This is a genomic window from Capnocytophaga sp. oral taxon 863 str. F0517 (assembly GCF_000466425.1).
GTDB lineage: Bacteria > Bacteroidota > Bacteroidia > Flavobacteriales > Flavobacteriaceae > Capnocytophaga.
Genome location: NZ_KE992164.1, coordinates 62,987 through 80,247, shown reverse-complemented (window position 1 = coordinate 80,247; position 17,261 = coordinate 62,987). Strand labels below are relative to the sequence as shown.

Here is a 17,261-nt window from a genome sequence, read left to right as displayed (position 1 = left end):
TATTCTTAGTAAAATTATGAAGAAAATTGATTTTTTGTGTTATCTCTAAATTCTTTTAAGGGAATTAGAAAAGCTGTTTGTAGGAGATACGAGCTACAAGTTATAAACTCGTGCCAGCAGACGATTAGTCATTGGTTGCTGGTTTGTTGTTTTTAAGTAGGAAATCTACGATAATTTTGGTCAGGTGGATGGATTCCGCTCCACGGACGTTGTGTTCCTGATTGGGGTATAGGAAGGAGTGGATGACCTTACCTTCATCAATGGCCGCTTGGGAGATAGCCAGCATGTGCTGAGGGAGTACAATGGGGTCGATGTAGCCATGGATATAGAGGATATTGCCCTGAAGGTTCTTGATATAGCGGGTAACGAGGTTGTCCTGATAGCCTTCGGGGTTTTCCTCAGGGGTATCCATATAGCGTTCGCCATACATTGCCTCGTAATATTTCCAGTCGATCACGGCGCCTCCCGCTATTGCAGTGGTGAAGGTACCCGGATGGCGATACATGAGGGAGGAGGTAAGGAAGCCACCGAAGCTCCATCCATAGATAGCCAAGCGATTGGAATCGACATAGGGGAGGGACTTGAGGTATTCCACACCGGTCATTTGGTCTTTCATCGCATAGGTAGCCAAGTTGCGGTGGATCACACTCTCGAAGGCGAAGCCTCGGTTCTCGGAACCGCGATTGTCCAAGGTGAAGACAAGGTACTGCTCATTCTCGGCCAAGGCGAGCATCCAAGGGTAGGTGGCTCCATTCCACTGATTGATAACCAGCTGGTCGTGTGGGCCTCCGTATACATATACCAATACGGGGTATTTCTTTTCAGGGTCGAAATCACTGGGCTTGACCATCTTTGCGTAGAGCGGGGTACCATCGTCGGCTTTGAGGGTGAGTAGCTCTACCTTACCGAGCTGATAGTTGGCCAAGGGGTTTTCCGCCTCATAGAGGGTTTTGGAGGTGTTGGCCTGTATATCGAACAAAGAGACGTTGTAGGGAGTATTTAGGGCGCTGTGGACATCAAGGAAATAGCGACCATTATCGCTTAGATAGGCATCGTGGGCGCCCTCCTTGGTGGTGAGTTTTTTTACAGTACTTTTTCGGATATTTACACTATAGATATGTCTTTCTCGAGGATCTTCGCCAGTGCCTCCGATAAAGACGTTTTCTCCCTTGGCATCGAAGCCTAATACCTCCTGAACAACCCACTTGAAGGAGGTGAGTTGGCGGGACTTAGCGCTGGAGGCATCGCATAGATATAGGTTCATGAAGCCGTCTTTTTCGCTCATCCAGATGAACTCTTGAGGCTTGTTGGGCAGGAAGATAGCGGCGTTTTCAGGCTCTACCCATTTGGGGTTGCTTTCCTGCCATAGGGTTTGTATTTTCTGTCCGGAGGCACGGTCATAGCTATTGAGGTCATAGTGGTCTTGGCTGCGCTTTACCTCGGCCAAGAGGAGCTGATTCTCGTCGGGACTCCAAGCGAGGTTGGTCAGGTAGTGGGCATCTCGGTTATCGATACGCAAGTAGCTGGTTTTACGCTCCTTGAGGTCAAATACCCCTACGCGGGCAATCTCGTTGTGAGTGCCGGCCATAGGATATTTGATGTTTTTGAGAGTGGCTGGAGTGGTATTGATATCCACCAAGGGATAATCCCCCACATGGGTTACATCTTTTTCATAGAAGGCGATATAGTTCCCTTTGGGAGACCAAAAGATTCCCTCTTGGATCCCGAACTCATTGCGATGGATGGCCTGTCCGGAGATGATATTTTCATTTTTGGAAACTGCGATAGGGAAGCGAGGTTCGGCCTCAGTAGCCAGGAAGAGGTTGTTATCCATGGTATAAGCCACCGCTCTTTGCTCATGGTTATAGGCTCTGTTTTCCGCTTTTTCAGGCAGGGCGATCTCGAACATAGGGCGCTCTATGAGGTAGTCATAGATATAGAAATGGTCGGGTGTTTCCACCACCACTTGGCTGCCGTCCACATATACGATGTCGGGATAGCTTTTGAGCTCGTAGGTTTGGGAAAGTTTTGCGATATTGATACCACCTACTTCTTCCCCCTTGGGGTCAAAGATAGCGATATTCCCATCTTTGTAGTACATGTAGGTTTCGGTACCAGGGATCCACTGTAGGTTATACAAGCGCTTGGTCCATAGCTTAGGATCATAGTTGGCCTTATCGGTGGCCACGCGTTCTTTTTGAGCGAAGCATAGCAGTGGTAGGCATAAGGCCATAAGTAGTGTGATACGTCTCATTATACTATAATTAGGTTACAAAGATACGTTTTTTTTGGAATAAAAAAAAGCAATAAGTTTTTTCTTATTGCTTTTTTGGATTGACAAAAGTAAATTATACTTTTTCCTATGCTTCTGCGAGTGGTTCGATAGAAACAAAGGATTTGTTGTTCTTTTTCTTTTGGAATTTGACAATTCCACTTACAGCTGCATGCAAAGTATGGTCTTTACCCATGTATACATTTTCTCCAGCTGTGTGTACTGTACCTCTTTGGCGAACGATGATGTTACCAGCCACTGCGAGCTGTCCACCGTATATTTTCACGCCGAGGCGTTTAGAGTGAGATTCTCTACCGTTCTTGGAACTACCGACACCTTTCTTGTGAGCCATGTTATCTGATTATTAATGCTTGATTCTCAAGCGGTTATACAATTATTTTACGATACCACCGTTAAGTTCGTCTTGCCATTTTTTCAGTTCGTCCCACTTACCATCGGCGGCAAGGCGTGCTTGCTGAGCCCAAGTCTGCGGGTCGAGGTGTGCTAGGGTTTTGCTAGCAGCCACTAGGATAGCGCGAATTTCTTCAGCGGTTTTTTTGGAAAGTTTCTCAAAAGTATCTACCCCAGCAGCAGTAAGAGCTTGAGCAGCCTTAGGGCCGATACCTTCTACCTTAGTGAGGTCATCTTTTTGAGATTTCTTAGGTTTGCTTTCTTTAGCAGGGGCTTTCTTACCACCAGAGGCAAGGATTTCAGCTATTTGGATTTCGGTAAATAGCTGGCGGTGTCCGTTTTTCACCTTGTAGCCTTTGCGTCTTTTCTTTTTGAAAACGATCACCTTGTCGCCTTTCACGTGGCGTAATACTTTAGCTTGCACAGAAGCTCCGTCTATGGTTGGGGCGCCTATGGTAATGGCACCGTTTTGGTCAATTAGAAGGACTTTGTCAAAAATGACTTCGTTTCCTTCGGCTTCTTCCAAGCGGTGAACAAATACCTTTTGGTCTTTGCTAACTTTGAATTGTTGCCCTGCCATCTCTACAATTGCATACATATTCAATTACTTTTAAATGAAACAATATTGGGTGCAAAAGTAAGGCTTTTTTGAGAAATAGCCAAATTTTTTTTGCGATAATTTTTTTCGGTAGAAGCGAATGATTAATTGTTAATTATCAATGGTTAATTGTTAATGTGAATCAATGGTTGAAATAATATACTTTATATAGTAATTCATTGATGTTCAATGTTTTTTTCTACATCCCCCTAGCCCCCCTCAAGGGGGGAATAGGATATTGTTGAACTATCATGCTGGTTATCAGTATACTTAGGTTAAACTTTCACCACTCTGTTTGATACCACTCCGTAACTCCTCTCTTGAGGAGGGGCAGGGGGATATGACAACGAAGGGTTGATAATTAATAATTGATAATTAACAATTGAACATTAATCCTTATTAAGGAGCGACTGCACGGCGGAGAGGCAGAGGCTGAAGAGTACAGCATACCAGAAGCCAACAATCTCGATACCATCGATTAGGCGGTCGGCCAGCATGATGATCAAGGTATTGATAACGATCAAGAATAGTCCGAAGGTAACCATGGTGATGGGTAGCGATAGGACAATCAGGATAGGCCTGAGGAATATATTGAGCAGGCTTACCACTATGGCGAACCAAAGGGCATCGGAGAACTCATGTACATTGATATGTGGCAAGACCCTACTTAAGCCCAAGATGAGTAGGCTGGTGACGATAAGGTTTAGGATCGATCTCATCTATGTTTAGTTTTATTTTTGTAAGAATTGATAGGTGTAATCGAAGAACTCTTTTGGTTTTTCCACCTGTACCCAGTGTCCGGCGCCTTCGATAGTTACCTCGGTAGCCTGGGGGAAATGTTGCCTGATCAGCGGGAGGTCTTCCGGGAGGACATAGTGGGATTTGGCTCCTATGATAAAAAGGGTAGGCCCTTGGTAGATAGTACCTACGGGTAGGGCAGTACCTATTTCGGCAACACGCTCGCGCAATACAGGTAGGTTGATACGTAGGGCAAGCTCTTCGGCTGTTTTCCTATATACATTCTTGAGCAGGAATTGTCGTATATCGGTATCGATGATGAACTTTCCCAGTTGTTGGTCGGCCTGCTCACGGGTTTTGATTTGGCTAAAGTCGAGGGTGGAGAGGGCATCGAGAATTACCTTGTGGTGTACAGGGTAGTACTTGGGAGCCATATCCACCACCACGATACGCTCGGCGCGCTCGGGGTGAGTGACGGCCAGCAGCATGGTTGTCTTTCCCCCCATGGAGTGCCCGATCAGGGGGGCGGAGGCTATCTGGTGGTAATCCATATAGCGGATGAGGTCTTCTACCATCAGGGCATAGGAAAAATCAGGTGAATGAAAGCTATGTCCGTGGTTGCGGGCATCGATGACATGCACCTGATAGCCCATTTGGGCAAAGTGTAGGGAATGCGTACGCCAATTGTCGGCCATGCCTAAGAAGCCATGAAGGATGATAAGGGGCTTTCCTTCCCCTACGATCTGAGAGTTGATAAGTTCCATAATACGGTTATTTAAGGCGATACAGATACATGCTGACCACATTCTGAAGGCCTAAGTAGAGCGCTTCGCTGATGAGGGCATGCCCTATGGAGACCTCCAAGAGGTTGGGTATCTGTTGTTTGAAATATTGTAAGTTGTCTAAGCTTAGGTCGTGTCCGGCATTAAGGCCTAAGCCGACACGCTGGGCGACTTGTGCGGCCTGAACATAAGGCGCAATTCCCTGCTTATGGCCACGGGCATAGTCGCGCGCATAGGCCTCGGTATAGAGCTCCACCCGATCGGCACCGACCTGAGCAGCTCCTTCGACCATTTCGGCGATAGGGTCTACAAATAAGGAGGTGCGAATCCCATGGCGCTTGAACTCGGCTACGACTTCCCTTAGGTAGTCCCTATGGGTGAGGGTGTCCCAACCGGCATTGGAGGTGATGGCATCTTCTGCATCGGGTACCAAGGTCACCTGAGTAGGCTTTACCTGAAGTACTAAGTCGATAAACTTAGGGATGGGGTTTCCTTCTATATTATATTCGGTATGGACGATTTGCTTGAGGTCTAAGGCATCTTGATACCTGATGTGTCGCTCATCGGGGCGAGGGTGGATGGTAATGCCCTCGGCGCCAAACTCCTGTATGTCGGTAGCCACTTGTAACAAATCCGGCACATTGCCTCCGCGGGAGTTGCGCAAGGTCGCTATTTTATTGATGTTTACACTGAGTTTTGTCATTTGAGAAAGTTTTTAACCAGGGGCAAAGTTACAAATTATCCCCCACATTTGCAATCGGGGCCGCCCCCACATTTTTTTTTCTTGTTAAAAAAGAATTTCTTGGCCAAGACAAAGACAGCCAAAGCCACTAAGGCATAAGTGATTATATCTTGTATCATGATAAGGTGTTTTGAAAGGGCAAAAATACGAAATTAATTGTTAATTGTCAATTGTCAATTATCAATGGTTAATTATCAATTATTAATGGTTAATTATTAATGATTAATGTAGTGTATTACAGTATTTTTTTTTAAGTTATTGAAAACCAACAATCTAATAAATTGCTTTTGTGAGAAGGTTTGTAAACAAAAAAATTTTCTTGAAAAAAGTAAAAATAAATTTTTTTTTCCGGAAAAAAGATGTACCTTTGCAAAGAATTTTTGGTTATCCTTTTATAACTCATGGAGAAGACACTTACCGAACTGATCTTGGAGCAGCGTGGTTATCTGAAGAATACCTTTCCGAAGAAGAAAGCGGAGGACTTTGTCGATCAGCTCTATCGCTTGTTGTTCAACTTGGATGCGACCTCTTGTGACAATGGGTATGAGATAGCGCAACGCCTTCGTAGCAAGCAGCTGGAGCTCTCCGAAATTGTCTATGACTATTTGCAGGATGCGCTCACTACCGAACGGGAGACCGAGCGGTTCTTTGCCTCTATCACTCAGGTGTATCCGCTCTTGCTAAGCGATGCGCGGGCAATATTGGAGAATGACCCGGCGGCGCAGAACTTAGAAGAGGTGTATATGTCCTACCCTGGCTTCTATGCCATCGCCATCCATAGGCTGGCACATCAGCTATGGCAGCAGGGACTGAAGCTGCTGGCAAGGGTATGGTCGGAATACGCTCATAGCCGTACGGGGATTGATATACATCCAGCCGCTCGGATAGGGCGAAACTTCTGTATAGATCATGGTACGGGTATTGTCATAGGGGAGACCTGCGTGATAGGCGACAATGTCAAGATATACCAAGGAGTGACCCTCGGGGCGCTTTCGGTGACCAAAGATAAGAAGGACACGGTACGCCACCCTCATATAGGGGACAATGTGGTAATCTACTCCGGAGCGACTATCTTAGGCAATGGTCATATAGGACACGACAGCACCATAGGGGGGAATGTTTGGCTAACCGAAGGAGTGGAGCCCTATACATTGGTCTATTACAAGAGTGAGATGATCACTCGGCAGAAGAACCTATCTCCGGAACCTATCTTTTTTCATATATAAGTAACTTTTTAATTAACATAATTAACAAATCGTATGAAGTATAACAACATCTTAGGAGCCATAGGGAATACCCCTGTGATCCGCTTGGCAAAACTTTTTCCTACTCACCAAGTATGGATTAAATTAGAAAAGAGCAACCCAGGGGGAAGCATCAAAGATCGTATTGCCTTAGCAATGATCGAAAAGGCTGAAAAAGAAGGTCTTATCAACAAAGATACTGTAATTATAGAGCCCACCTCTGGGAATACGGGAGTAGGCTTGGCCTTAGTAGCTGCGGTGAAGGGCTACAAGCTGGTACTTGTTATGCCTGAATCAATGAGTGTGGAACGTCGTAAGCTCGTTTCAGCCTACGGAGCCTCCTATGTACTTACACCTAAGGAAAAAGGAACCGGAGGAGCGGTAGAGAAAGCCAAAGAATTGGCCGCATCTATTCCTAACTCTTGGATCCCACAACAGTTCGAGAACCCAGCTAACCCAGAGATACACCGCCTTACTACCGCTCAAGAGATTGTGGCAGACTTCCCTCAGGGGGTGGATTACTTTATCTCTGGTATCGGAACCGGTGGACACCTCTCTGGGGTTGGGGAAGTGCTCAAAGCGAAGTTCCCACAGACAAAGGTGTTTGGTATAGAGCCTGCTACCTCTGCTGTACTTAGTGGCAACAAGCCAGGGCCTCACCCGCTACAGGGTATCGGAACCGGATTCATTCCTAAGACCCTCAATACCTCTATTTACGATGGTATTATCACCATTGACAAGGAGGAAGCCTTCGACTACACCCGTCGCTTGGCCAAGACAGAAGGTATCTTAGCAGGTATCTCCACGGGTACTTCTTTGGCTGCTGTAGCTAAGAAGCTCCCTGAAATCAAGGAAAACGAAGTGGTACTAACCGTAAACTACGATTCAGGAGACCGCTACTGGTCAGTGGCTGATCTTTTTGAGGAAAATCCGTATTAATGAGTCAATTTGCCAATTTGTCAATGAGTCAATTTGTCGATGAGCCAATTTGCCAATTTGTTAATTAGCTAATTGGCAAATTATCTAATTGTCTAATTGTCTAATTATCTAATTATCATGCGTATCCTTATTCAGCGTGTCAGTCATGCCGAGGTGGCCATAGCCGGGGCGGTTCATTCGCAAATCGCCCGAGGCTTGCTGCTTCTCTTAGGGATAGAGGAAGCTGATGGCGCGGAAGATATCGACTATCTCTGTCGGAAGGTTGTTCAAATTCGCCTTTTTGAAGACTCCCAAGGGGTGATGAACCTATCAGTACAGGATATAGGCGGCGATCTGATGGTTGTGAGCCAGTTCACCCTCTATGCACAAACCAAGAAGGGCAATCGTCCTTCTTATATTCGAGCGGCTCGGCCGGAGCAGGCCATGGTGCTCTATGAAGCCTTTGTCGAGCGGCTCCAAGGACTTATCGGGCGGCCGGTTGCCACAGGGGTATTCGGAGCCGATATGCAGGTAAGTCTTTTAAATGACGGTCCTGTTACCATCTTTATTGATAGTAAAATGCGTGATTTTTAAGGAAATCACGCATTTTTTAGAATAATGAAATATAAATTAGGCTTGAACTTGAGAGAGCAATTAAGATCTTATAGGGAGGTTCATCACTAAGTCGATGTAGAGATTGACCTTGTCTTTGAGTTCTTTGCGGTTGACGATGAAGTCCAAAAAGCCATGTTCTTGGACGAACTCAGCGGTTTGGAAGCCATTGGGGAGTTCCTTACCGGTGGTATCCTTGACCACACGAGGACCTGCAAAACCAATGAGGGCGCCTGGTTCGGCGATATTGATATCTCCCAGCATAGCGAAAGAAGCGGTGACCCCTCCAGTGGTAGGGTCGGTACAAAGGGAAATATAGGGCAGTCCGGCATCGTCCAATTGGGCGAGCTTGGCCGAAGTCTTGGCCATTTGCATCAGGGAGAAGGCAGCCTCCATCATACGAGCGCCTCCCGATTTGGAAATCATCATAAAGGGTAAGCGGTTCTTGATAGCATAGTCGATAGCACGGGCGATCTTTTCCCCTACCACGCTTCCCATGGAGCCGCCGATAAAGTCAAAGTCCATACAAGCAATCACCAACTCACGACCCTTGGACTCGCCTACGGCACAGCGTACGGCATCGTATAGGTCGGACTTCTTATGAGCTTCCTTAAGTCTGTCCTTGTATTTCTTAGTATCTTCGAAGTCTAAGGGGTCTTTGGAACGCATGGTTTTGTCTAATTCGCTGAACTTGCCATCGAAGAGGATCTCGAAGTATTCCTTGCTACCGATGCGTACATGATAGCCATCTTCAGGGCTGATGTAGAAGTTTCTTGCCAGCTCCTCTGTTTCCACGATTTTCCCTGTAGGGGACTTATACCATAGCCCCTGAGGGATGTCTTTTTTCTCCTCAGTGGAGGTCTGTATACCTTTTGTTTTCCTTTTGAACCAGGACATATATGTTTCTCATTAGTAGTAAGATAGTGGATTTTTTTGGATAAATAATCCAAAAAAAACTACCTTAGAAATTAGCAAGGGCAAAGGTACTACATTTTCTCTATATTGTCAAATGGGGAATGTGTTAATGTTGATAAGTTTTTTTAATAGTGACCAACAATAGTGACTAATGACGAGTGACCAGTGACTAATGACGAGTGACTAATGACTAGTGATCAGTAACTAATCACTAATGACTAACCACTAACCACTAAAAACTAACAACTAACCACTAACCACTAACATAGAATTAACAGACGGTACTATCTTTATTTAGAAAAAAAAGAGTATCTTTGCAGGGTATATAAAACACTTTTATTATGTCCAAGATAGGAAATACATTGGCAGCCTTGGCATTAGGGGCTGCAATAGGGGTAGGCGTAGGTATCCTTTTCGCTCCTGATGAAGGAAAGAAGACTCGCAAGCGCATTCGCAAGTCTTTGGAAGGGGTTTCTGACAACCTCAAGGATAAGCTCACCCACCTGAACGAAAACCTTAAAGAGAAGAAACTCAAGCTCAAAGGTAGCTTGGAGGACAATGTAGAACGCCTTTTGTCCAAGTCCAGCTATAAGGCCGAAGAGCTTATCGAAGCCCTCGAAAGAAAGCTCGAAGACCTGAAGAAGGCCAATGCAAGATTTCAAAAATAACCTATAAGCACATCACTATGGCACTAAGAGAACTAAAAGAAACGGTAAGCACCTTGCCCAATGAAGTAGAGGCAACAGTCAATTCTCATTTGGAGTACTACAAGCTCTATATCTTCCGGATTATAGCCAAGACTGCTATGGGCTTCGTAAGCCTTTTTGTAGTGGCACTCTTAGTGCTAATTATAGCCTTTTTCTTGGCCTTGGCTTCGGCCTTTGCCATAGGAGAGTGGCTGGGGAGCTCCGCCTTAGGCTTCTTGGTGGTGGGCGTCTTCTTTATGCTTGTCCTATGGTTGATCTATGCCAATCGCAAGCGCTGGATCAATAAGCCTATATTGGGTAAATTGTCTGAAATATATTTTAAAGAATAGCTTATGGAAAGAAAATACACCTCCTTAGAAGAAATAGAAAATGACTTGAGAGCCCTTAGGCTCAAGAAGGACATAGACCTGATGTGTCTTAAGAGTGACTATCAGGGGTTGCTACGCCATCTTTCTATTAGCGAACTCTTTGCCGACAGCTTAGGGCACCTACGCCATGCCATTGTAGAGAAGCAAAAAAGCCTCCTCTCGCTGGTGACGAGCTTCTTGCTCAGAAGATTTTTGTAAGGTAAGCCTTTTGCTTTCAGGTTTTTAGCTGCTTTTTGAGAAAAAAGTAAGAATAAAATTTTGATATATAAGAAAAAGGTTGTACTTTTGCACCCTGAAAAAAGCGAGGTCTTGTAGCTCAGCTGGTTAGAGCACCTGACTCATAATCAGGGGGTCCTTGGTTCGAGCCCAAGCTGGACCACCTTCGCTAAAGCACTTACAGTGATGTAAGTGCTTTTTTTATGGGGTAATAAAAAAACAATAATTCTCTTGCTTTTTTCTGATAAAAGTATTACCTTTGCAGCGCGAAATGGGAAGTCCTATTTTGAATGGTGGGGGACGAGACTTCGGGTCTCTATAAGCCCGCACCCCCCCGGGAGGCAAATTGAATAAACTTCAATTTGCCTCCTAGTTATTTTAGCCGATCTGTCTTAAAAGCTATTATCCTATTTCTGTGAGTGATGATTGTAATCTCCTGAATTTTTTCAGCTCTTTTTAGTTTAAAAGTAGCCTTTAGAGCGTCATATACTTCTCGATTGGAGGTTAATTCTTGGGTGAAATGAATGATTACTTCGGCTACCCCTTGTCGATTCGCTTCTTTTAAGGCACCTTGTATGATGTTTTTCCCGTTATTACTCTCACCCACCTTAATATCTACATACTTTTCTGTATGCAGATTGAAGGCATCGGGGTTCTTCTCTCCATCTTGAATAAGAGGTAACAACCTATATTGCCGGCCGCTATCTGCTAAAATTTTTAAGGCCTCTATATTCTTGTATTTTTCTTTTTTTCCTTGTACTCCTTGATTGAATCTTTCAACTAATCCTCCATTAGGACTCTCATATAGTACAGAGAAAGTAATTCCATGGTATCTTTCTTTGAGGGAGCTTATCTTATGGTCTGTAGTATTCTCTTCCATAATAGATTTTGTGCGTATTTTTTAGAAAAGCCTTACAAAAATACGAATTTTATACTAAACAGCCAAGTGCGAATCCTAATATTTAAAGTACGCTAATTTTTACATAATTCCTTTGTTTCTACCAAAAAAAGTATTATCTTTGCCCCTTAATCTTAAATATTTATTCAAATGAAAAAATTACTATTCTTAGCAGGGCTCTTCTTTGCGGTAGCCACTGCCTCAGCACAAGCTCCTTTAGAAAAAGGAGGATTTCAGCTAAATGCAGGAGTAGGACTCTCTGGTTGGGGTGTGCCTATTTCTTTAGGTTTAGATTATGGAATAGGTAATGATCTCACCGTAGGAGGAGAGCTTTCTTATCGTTCTCATACTGATAAAATAGACATTTTTGGGGGGGCTAAGATTGAATGGAATTACACCTATATTGGTATTTTGGCTAATACGAATTATCATTTTAATCGTGTGCTCAACATCCCTTCTCAATATGATCTTTATGGAGGGCTTGCATTAGGTTACTTTATTGCCTCTGTTTCTAATAAGGATGGTTTGTCTTATACTGGAAGCAATCTCTCAAGTTTTTCAGCTGGTCTGATAGTAGGAGGACGTTATTTCTTTAATGATGTCTTAGCAGCTAATCTTGAATTATCAGGGGCTAGTGCCACCAGTAGTGCTAAGCTCGGTATTACCTACAAATTCTAAAGTATAAAAAAACAATAGTGGGGGCAAAGTCCGCGAGGCCGGACTTTGCCCCTATTAGTGTTAAAACCTAAACAAAGTTAGCTAATTAATTATTATTTTTGTACATTTGCCCCTTAGAAAAATCGATAAATGGTTATGAAAAAAATTCTTCTTTCCGTATTAGGCTTGGTAGCTTATCAGGGGATAGCTCAACAGTCTTTCACTGGGCTTAGAACCAGTACCTATGGAGGGGTGCTTACCACGCTCTCCAATCCAGCCCATGCCCTCGGGGCACGCCCTTGGGATGCGACACTTCTTTCCATTGATGCCAATTTGAATAGCAATGCCATTGGCCTGAATTGGGACTTGGAAGGCTCTTTCAATGAATTTACCAAGAAATTAGCCGCAGGAGAGGCTACTTCTGTCAATGCAGGTATCAATGCCGATGTGGTAGGTCCCTCCTTCATTGTGCGTGTCAATAAAGAAAATGCCGTAGGCTTGGTTTCTCGTATGCGCCTGATGGCTGGTACCACAGGTATCGATGCCAACTTGCTAAATGCGCTTATCAATGGTAAGAAAATGGATATTGATGGGTTTAGAAACCTAGAAGGTATTTCTGATATGAACCTATTGGCCAATGCCTTCAGAGAAATAGGCGCTGTATGGAGCTATACTGCGATGAACGATGGTTATAACTTGCTCCGTGTAGGAGTAGGGGTTAAGCTTGTACAGGGTACAGGTAGCTTCCGTATGGGATTTGAAGGGGTTAATGCAAACAACTTCTCCTTAGGAAAGGATAGCGATGGAGATATGGTACTTCGTGTGGGGAATGCCAAAGCAGAGGTAAGAAGTGGAGGCTTGGATGTACTCAACGGCTCTCCCGACTTCTTCGGTACCGCAGCTACTACTGTTGGGGTGGACTTGGGGGTAATCTACGAATATAGTGAAGACGGCTGTCCTAACTGTGATGGACACGTGCCTTATCGCTTTAAAGTAGGAGTGTCTTTGCTTGATTTGGGTAGGCTTAGCTATGAGACCAACCGAAACTCTTATGCGTATAACTTGGTAAACAAAAGCATCAAGCTTAATGATATAGAAAAAGCCTTGAAAGAAGCTGATTTACGCCCAAAAGAACTGGGAGGTACCACCTTCAAATCATCCTTACCTACAACCTTGAATGTGAATTTGGATTACCGCTTCGTAGATGGGGTATACCTAAACTTCTCCAGCCAACTCAATATGGTGCCTAAGAATGAGTACAACGCCTACTATGGCAATGATTTTGTACTTACCCCACGCTATGAAACTCACTGGGGAGGAGGCGTTTTCGGTGCCTATCTGCCTATTAGCTATAACAGTGTATCCAGCCTCAACGCTGGGGTAGCGCTTCAAGTAGGCCCCTTGGTATTAGGCTCTCGTAGTGTCTTTGGAAACCTTATCGGTACTGCCAAAGAACTAAATGCCTTCGTAGGGCTCCGCTTCGGAAATATCTATCAATAGTGACTAACGACTAACGGCTAGTGACTAATGACTAGTGACTAATGATAAGTGACGAATCATTTTTGAATGATATTTGTCACTAGTCATTAGTCACTTGTCATTAATAAGGTTTGTTATTTGTCGGCTGATAAAAATTAGTCATTAGTCATTGGTCATTAGTCATTATTGTTGTATCTTTGCACCTCAAACCAAACACATGCAAGCAGAGATTGTAACCCCCGACAAGCATTCGGATAAGGGAAAGAAAGAACAAGTACAGGAGATGTTCGACAATATCTCCCCCTCCTATGATGGCCTCAATCGCGTTATGACCCTTCGGATGGATATTCGCTGGCGCAGGCGTGTTAGGGAAAAAGTGGCAGTGGTAAAGGCTGGCACAATTCTTGATGTGGCTACCGGGACGGGCGATTTGGCTATAGAGCTTTCCAAGATTGCAGGAGCACAAATTACAGGGGTGGACATCTCCCAGGGGATGCTCTCGGTAGGGGAGCAGAAGGTCAAGGCGCTGGGGCTTTCGGAGCGTATCCATATGCAGCTGGCCGATAGTGAACGCTTGCCCTTTGCCGATGGCAGCTTCGATGCCGTTACGGTGTCCTTCGGGGTGCGCAACTTCGAGCATCTGGAAAAAGGACTTTCCGAGCTTAGGCGGGTACTACGCCCAGGCGGAAGGTTGGTTATATTGGAGACTTCTGTGCCTACCCGCTTCCCCTATAAGCAGGGGTATAAGCTCTATACCAAGTTTGTCGTTCCCCTGATGGGTAAGTTACTGGCCAAGAACCAGAATGCTTATGCCTACCTCTCCGAGTCGGCGGCTAAGTTTCCTTTTGGGGCACAATTGGCCAAGATCCTAAGGGAGGAAATAGGCTTCTCTCAGGTGAAGTTCGAACCTCAGTTCTTAGGAGTTGCAACCATCTATGTTGCGGATAAGTAGGTGATTATGAAGAAAATACTATTGCTTCTTTGGTGGCTGCCAGCCCTGGTGAGTGCCCAGCCGATTATCAACTTGGAAGATTTTGACTATCAAAAATTCCAATGGGGGTACTACTTTGGCCTCAATACGATGGATTTCCGCTTGGACTATGAGAGCTTCGACTATAACCAGCCCTATCGTGCTGATATACAGACTAAAAAATCCAATGGCTTCAATGTAGGCCTTACCGGAGATCTACGACTGATAGATTACCTGAACTTGCGTTTCGAGCCGGGCTTGGTGTACAACAAGCGGCAGCTGGACTTCCCAGGCTTTGCCCAAGATCGTTCGCGCTACAGAGAGGTAGCCTCCACCTATATCTATATACCGATATTGCTCAAGTATAGCGCTAAGCGCTGGGACAACTTCAAGCCCTATCTTACCGGGGGTGCCTCCATGACACTGAACCTTAGTGCTAACAACAAGTCTCGGGATGATAATGCCCAAGGCAAATTTCGGGTCAATCCCACCGTGTTCTTTTATGAATTAGGCTTTGGAGTGGATTTCTATACGCCCCATTTCCGCTTTACCCCCTCCATTCGAGGGCTCTTTTCTATTAATAACGAACTCATACCCGATGCTGATCCCTCCAGTCCCTGGACAAGTAACCTTAGAAGTATCTATACTAGAGCAATAATGATTAATTTGACTTTTGAATAATCTCCAGATATGAACAGAAATATTCTTACATTTTTTATAGCCCTGTGGGCGATGGTTTTCGCTACAGCGCAAATCAACTTTCAACCCTCGTTTGGAGCAGGTGCACAGCAGGAAGAGAATCCTGTAGTATGGACTTTCTCCCAGCAGAAACTCTCCGAGGGGGAATACCTACTGACCTTTCAGGGGAAGATAGCCCCTAAGTGGCATGTCTATTCTCAGAACAATCCTAAGGGAGGAGCCCTCCCGATGGTCATTACCTATACTACCGAAGGGATAGAGCTGGTAGGTGACTCTCAGGAAGAAGGCCTTCAAAAAGCCTTCAATGATATTTTTGGGGTGGACGAGCTCTTCTTCGAGAACAATATCCGCATCACCCAAAAGGTGAAACTCACCGATCCTAAGGTCACCCATATCAAGGGGAATATCTTCTGCCAAGCCTGTATTGATGTATGTATCAACCTCAAGGAGGACTTTGTCTTCTCCCTTGACGGTTCCGTAGCTCAGGTGGAGCAAAAACAAGTGGATGCCCGCAGTGAGGATATGGCCAAGAGCCTTGAGATTCCGCTCAAGAACAAGGAACTTATCGGCAAGCCCGAAAAGGAATCCGGCTGGATGGTCTTTGTATTAGGCTTCCTCGGTGGCTTTATTGCCTTGCTTACCCCTTGTGTATTCCCGATGATTCCGCTGACGGTTTCTTTCTTTACCAAGCAAAGCAAAAACCGCAAGAAGGGAATCTTCAATGCCTTCTTGTATGGCTTCTTTATACTACTGATCTATGTTCTTCTGAGTATACCTTTCCACTTCTTGGATAATATAGATCCGGAGATTCTCAATACCATTTCCACCAATGTATGGCTCAATGTGGCTTTCTTTGTCATATTCGTGGTATTTGCCTTTTCATTCTTTGGTTTCTATGAGATTACCCTACCCTCCTCATGGGGGAATAAGATGGACAATGCCTCCAATGTAGGGGGGATCATAGGCATCTTCTTTATGGCACTTACCTTGGCCATTGTCTCCTTCTCCTGTACGGGGCCTATCTTAGGATCGCTTTTAGCCGGTTCGCTCTCCTCGGGAGGTGCTACCCAGCTGAGCTTAGGGATGGCAGGTTTTGGACTCTCATTGGCCTTGCCTTTTGTGCTCTTTGCCCTCTTCCCTTCTTGGCTGAACTCTTTGCCTAAGTCAGGGGGCTGGATGACCACTGCTAAGGTATTCTTAGGCTTCTTGGAGCTTGCCTTTGCGCTCAAGTTTCTCTCCAATGCCGATTTGGTAGAGCACTGGGGGTTGCTCAAGCGTGAGGTGTTTGTAGGGCTTTGGCTGTTACTTTTTGTTTTGCTGACCCTCTATCTGTTCGGCTTTATCCGCTTTCCGCACGATGAGCCGCGCAAGCCACTTAAGCAATATTCCAAAGGTCGCTTGCTCATAGGAGTGCTCTCGGCTGCTTTCTCGGTATATCTGTTCTTGGGGCTTGTGGGACAAAATAGCCTGCGCCTGCTCAGTGGGTTCCCACCTCCGGAGTCCTACGCCTTCTTTGCTAAGGAACACAAGAGCGAGCAGATTATTTTCAAGGATTACCATGAAGGGATGGCCTATGCCAAGGCGCATCGTATGCCTGTATTGCTCGACTTTACCGGCTGGGCTTGTGTGAACTGTCGTAAAATGGAAGAGCATGTATGGACAGACCCTGAAGTGAAAAAGCTCATGCAGCAATATGTGCTTATCTCCCTCTATGTAGATGACAAAGAGGAGCTCCCCAAGGAAAAGCAATTTGATTTCAAACACCATAATGGTCGTGTAGAATATATCAAAACTATAGGTGACAAGTGGGCAACCTTCCAAGAGGTGAATTTCTCTTCTGCTTCTCAGCCTTATTATGTATTACTCTCCCCTGATACCGAGCTGCTCTCCACCCCTGTACAATATGTGGATGTGGAGACCTATAAGGAGTGGCTTAGGAAGGGAGTGAGTAAATAGTGAAAAGTGAAGAGTGAAAAGTGAAAAGTGAAAAGCGCTTAGTAATGCGAATCAATAGTTAAAAAATAGATTAATATAG

Annotated in this window: 20 protein-coding genes and 1 tRNA gene; 12 read left to right on the top strand and 9 right to left on the bottom strand. The window is 45.0% G+C overall.

Translation table 11 applies throughout. The annotated features are described in order from the left end of the window. Positions 1 to 124: 124 nt before the first annotated feature. From HMPREF1551_RS08630 to HMPREF1551_RS13690, 7 genes are all read right to left on the bottom strand, one after another. Entirely contained in the window at positions 125 to 2,254 is a 2,130-nt protein-coding gene (locus HMPREF1551_RS08630) for a S9 family peptidase (protein WP_021628725.1), read from the bottom strand. A gap of 106 nt (positions 2,255 to 2,360) precedes the next feature. Then, positions 2,361 to 2,624, bottom strand: coding sequence for a 50S ribosomal protein L27 (gene rpmA / locus HMPREF1551_RS08625; protein WP_021628724.1), 264 nt, complete (start codon positions 2,622 to 2,624; stop codon positions 2,361 to 2,363). 42 nt (positions 2,625 to 2,666) lie between these two features. Then, on the bottom strand, positions 2,667 to 3,281 hold the full coding sequence (gene rplU / locus HMPREF1551_RS08620; RefSeq protein WP_021628723.1) for a 50S ribosomal protein L21: 615 nt from the start codon (positions 3,279 to 3,281) through the stop codon (positions 2,667 to 2,669). A gap of 389 nt (positions 3,282 to 3,670) precedes the next feature. Further along, positions 3,671 to 4,000 (bottom strand): phage holin family protein, encoded by a 330-nt coding sequence (locus tag HMPREF1551_RS08615; RefSeq protein WP_021628722.1) that lies wholly within the window; start codon positions 3,998 to 4,000, stop codon positions 3,671 to 3,673. A 12-nt stretch (positions 4,001 to 4,012) separates the two neighbouring features. Continuing rightward, on the bottom strand, positions 4,013 to 4,783 hold the full coding sequence (locus tag HMPREF1551_RS08610; RefSeq protein ID WP_021628721.1) for an alpha/beta fold hydrolase: 771 nt from the start codon (positions 4,781 to 4,783) through the stop codon (positions 4,013 to 4,015). A gap of 7 nt (positions 4,784 to 4,790) precedes the next feature. Then, positions 4,791 to 5,504, bottom strand: a complete 714-nt coding sequence (locus tag HMPREF1551_RS08605; protein WP_021628720.1) for a pyridoxine 5'-phosphate synthase — start codon at positions 5,502 to 5,504, stop codon at positions 4,791 to 4,793. Positions 5,505 to 5,539: 35 nt separating this feature from the next. Continuing rightward, positions 5,540 to 5,662, bottom strand: a complete 123-nt coding sequence (locus tag HMPREF1551_RS13690) for a hypothetical protein (protein ID WP_021628719.1) — start codon at positions 5,660 to 5,662, stop codon at positions 5,540 to 5,542. A gap of 282 nt (positions 5,663 to 5,944) precedes the next feature. Between HMPREF1551_RS13690 and epsC the strand changes: the two genes are divergently transcribed. The 3 genes from epsC (at position 5,945) to dtd (ending at position 8,299) form a co-directional block, all read left to right on the top strand. After that, positions 5,945 to 6,769 carry a serine O-acetyltransferase EpsC gene (gene epsC / locus HMPREF1551_RS08600; protein WP_021628718.1) on the top strand — a complete coding sequence of 275 codons (825 nt, stop codon included), beginning with the start codon at positions 5,945 to 5,947 and terminating at the stop codon, positions 6,767 to 6,769. Positions 6,770 to 6,802: 33 nt separating this feature from the next. Continuing rightward, positions 6,803 to 7,726 carry a cysteine synthase A gene (gene cysK, locus HMPREF1551_RS08595; RefSeq protein WP_021628717.1) on the top strand — a complete coding sequence of 308 codons (924 nt, stop codon included), beginning with the start codon at positions 6,803 to 6,805 and terminating at the stop codon, positions 7,724 to 7,726. A 117-nt stretch (positions 7,727 to 7,843) separates the two neighbouring features. Further along, positions 7,844 to 8,299 carry a D-aminoacyl-tRNA deacylase gene (gene dtd, locus HMPREF1551_RS08590; protein WP_021628716.1) on the top strand — a complete coding sequence of 152 codons (456 nt, stop codon included), beginning with the start codon at positions 7,844 to 7,846 and terminating at the stop codon, positions 8,297 to 8,299. 60 nt (positions 8,300 to 8,359) lie between these two features. On the opposite strand, the gene accD is transcribed toward dtd, so the two are convergent. After that, a complete protein-coding gene (accD, locus tag HMPREF1551_RS08585; protein ID WP_021628715.1) occupies positions 8,360 to 9,214 on the bottom strand; it encodes an acetyl-CoA carboxylase, carboxyltransferase subunit beta in 855 nt (284 codons plus the stop codon). Between the two features lie 359 nt (positions 9,215 to 9,573). Here accD and HMPREF1551_RS08580 point away from each other — a divergent pair, with 359 nt between their 5' ends. The 4 genes from HMPREF1551_RS08580 (at position 9,574) to HMPREF1551_RS08565 (ending at position 10,686) form a co-directional block, all read left to right on the top strand. After that, positions 9,574 to 9,900, top strand: coding sequence for a YtxH domain-containing protein (locus tag HMPREF1551_RS08580; protein ID WP_021628714.1), 327 nt, complete (start codon positions 9,574 to 9,576; stop codon positions 9,898 to 9,900). A 17-nt stretch (positions 9,901 to 9,917) separates the two neighbouring features. Continuing rightward, positions 9,918 to 10,268, top strand: a complete 351-nt coding sequence (locus HMPREF1551_RS08575; protein WP_021628713.1) for a hypothetical protein — start codon at positions 9,918 to 9,920, stop codon at positions 10,266 to 10,268. A gap of 3 nt (positions 10,269 to 10,271) precedes the next feature. Continuing rightward, positions 10,272 to 10,505, top strand: a complete 234-nt coding sequence (locus tag HMPREF1551_RS08570) for a hypothetical protein (protein WP_021628712.1) — start codon at positions 10,272 to 10,274, stop codon at positions 10,503 to 10,505. 107 nt (positions 10,506 to 10,612) lie between these two features. Continuing rightward, a tRNA-Ile gene (locus HMPREF1551_RS08565) sits at positions 10,613 to 10,686 on the top strand. Between the two features lie 210 nt (positions 10,687 to 10,896). Here the strand turns inward: HMPREF1551_RS08565 and HMPREF1551_RS08560 are convergent. Continuing rightward, positions 10,897 to 11,403 (bottom strand): hypothetical protein, encoded by a 507-nt coding sequence (locus HMPREF1551_RS08560; protein ID WP_021628711.1) that lies wholly within the window; start codon positions 11,401 to 11,403, stop codon positions 10,897 to 10,899. Between the two features lie 168 nt (positions 11,404 to 11,571). Between HMPREF1551_RS08560 and HMPREF1551_RS08555 the strand changes: the two genes are divergently transcribed. The 5 genes from HMPREF1551_RS08555 to HMPREF1551_RS08535 all read left to right on the top strand — a co-directional run bounded on the left by HMPREF1551_RS08555 (position 11,572) and on the right by HMPREF1551_RS08535 (position 17,182). Beyond that, entirely contained in the window at positions 11,572 to 12,099 is a 528-nt protein-coding gene (locus HMPREF1551_RS08555; protein WP_021628710.1) for an outer membrane beta-barrel protein, read from the top strand. A 135-nt stretch (positions 12,100 to 12,234) separates the two neighbouring features. Then, positions 12,235 to 13,578, top strand: coding sequence for a DUF5723 family protein (locus HMPREF1551_RS08550; protein WP_034544548.1), 1,344 nt, complete (start codon positions 12,235 to 12,237; stop codon positions 13,576 to 13,578). 196 nt (positions 13,579 to 13,774) lie between these two features. Further along, positions 13,775 to 14,509 (top strand): bifunctional demethylmenaquinone methyltransferase/2-methoxy-6-polyprenyl-1,4-benzoquinol methylase UbiE, encoded by a 735-nt coding sequence (ubiE, locus tag HMPREF1551_RS08545; RefSeq protein ID WP_021628708.1) that lies wholly within the window; start codon positions 13,775 to 13,777, stop codon positions 14,507 to 14,509. 6 nt (positions 14,510 to 14,515) lie between these two features. Further along, entirely contained in the window at positions 14,516 to 15,208 is a 693-nt protein-coding gene (locus HMPREF1551_RS08540; protein ID WP_034544547.1) for a porin family protein, read from the top strand. A gap of 9 nt (positions 15,209 to 15,217) precedes the next feature. Continuing rightward, on the top strand, positions 15,218 to 17,182 hold the full coding sequence (locus tag HMPREF1551_RS08535) for a protein-disulfide reductase DsbD family protein (RefSeq protein WP_021628706.1): 1,965 nt from the start codon (positions 15,218 to 15,220) through the stop codon (positions 17,180 to 17,182). Positions 17,183 to 17,261: the final 79 nt, after the last annotated feature.

What these genes read in the sequence shown, in the direction of transcription:
- HMPREF1551_RS08630 (WP_021628725.1), bottom strand. Translation starts at nt 2,254, where the DNA reads ATGAGACGTATCACACTACTTATGGCCTTATGCCTACCACTGCTATGC.
- rpmA (WP_021628724.1), bottom strand. Translation starts at nt 2,624, where the DNA reads ATGGCTCACAAGAAAGGTGTCGGTAGTTCCAAGAACGGTAGAGAATCT.
- rplU (WP_021628723.1), bottom strand. Translation starts at nt 3,281, where the DNA reads ATGTATGCAATTGTAGAGATGGCAGGGCAACAATTCAAAGTTAGCAAA.
- HMPREF1551_RS08615 (WP_021628722.1), bottom strand. Translation starts at nt 4,000, where the DNA reads ATGAGATCGATCCTAAACCTTATCGTCACCAGCCTACTCATCTTGGGC.
- HMPREF1551_RS08610 (WP_021628721.1), bottom strand. Translation starts at nt 4,783, where the DNA reads ATGGAACTTATCAACTCTCAGATCGTAGGGGAAGGAAAGCCCCTTATC.
- HMPREF1551_RS08605 (WP_021628720.1), bottom strand. Translation starts at nt 5,504, where the DNA reads ATGACAAAACTCAGTGTAAACATCAATAAAATAGCGACCTTGCGCAAC.
- HMPREF1551_RS13690 (WP_021628719.1), bottom strand. Translation starts at nt 5,662, where the DNA reads ATGATACAAGATATAATCACTTATGCCTTAGTGGCTTTGGCTGTCTTT.
- epsC (WP_021628718.1), top strand. Translation starts at nt 5,945, where the DNA reads ATGGAGAAGACACTTACCGAACTGATCTTGGAGCAGCGTGGTTATCTG.
- cysK (WP_021628717.1), top strand. Translation starts at nt 6,803, where the DNA reads ATGAAGTATAACAACATCTTAGGAGCCATAGGGAATACCCCTGTGATC.
- dtd (WP_021628716.1), top strand. Translation starts at nt 7,844, where the DNA reads ATGCGTATCCTTATTCAGCGTGTCAGTCATGCCGAGGTGGCCATAGCC.
- accD (WP_021628715.1), bottom strand. Translation starts at nt 9,214, where the DNA reads ATGTCCTGGTTCAAAAGGAAAACAAAAGGTATACAGACCTCCACTGAG.
- HMPREF1551_RS08580 (WP_021628714.1), top strand. Translation starts at nt 9,574, where the DNA reads ATGTCCAAGATAGGAAATACATTGGCAGCCTTGGCATTAGGGGCTGCA.
- HMPREF1551_RS08575 (WP_021628713.1), top strand. Translation starts at nt 9,918, where the DNA reads ATGGCACTAAGAGAACTAAAAGAAACGGTAAGCACCTTGCCCAATGAA.
- HMPREF1551_RS08570 (WP_021628712.1), top strand. Translation starts at nt 10,272, where the DNA reads ATGGAAAGAAAATACACCTCCTTAGAAGAAATAGAAAATGACTTGAGA.
- HMPREF1551_RS08560 (WP_021628711.1), bottom strand. Translation starts at nt 11,403, where the DNA reads ATGGAAGAGAATACTACAGACCATAAGATAAGCTCCCTCAAAGAAAGA.
- HMPREF1551_RS08555 (WP_021628710.1), top strand. Translation starts at nt 11,572, where the DNA reads ATGAAAAAATTACTATTCTTAGCAGGGCTCTTCTTTGCGGTAGCCACT.
- HMPREF1551_RS08550 (WP_034544548.1), top strand. Translation starts at nt 12,235, where the DNA reads ATGAAAAAAATTCTTCTTTCCGTATTAGGCTTGGTAGCTTATCAGGGG.
- ubiE (WP_021628708.1), top strand. Translation starts at nt 13,775, where the DNA reads ATGCAAGCAGAGATTGTAACCCCCGACAAGCATTCGGATAAGGGAAAG.
- HMPREF1551_RS08540 (WP_034544547.1), top strand. Translation starts at nt 14,516, where the DNA reads ATGAAGAAAATACTATTGCTTCTTTGGTGGCTGCCAGCCCTGGTGAGT.
- HMPREF1551_RS08535 (WP_021628706.1), top strand. Translation starts at nt 15,218, where the DNA reads ATGAACAGAAATATTCTTACATTTTTTATAGCCCTGTGGGCGATGGTT.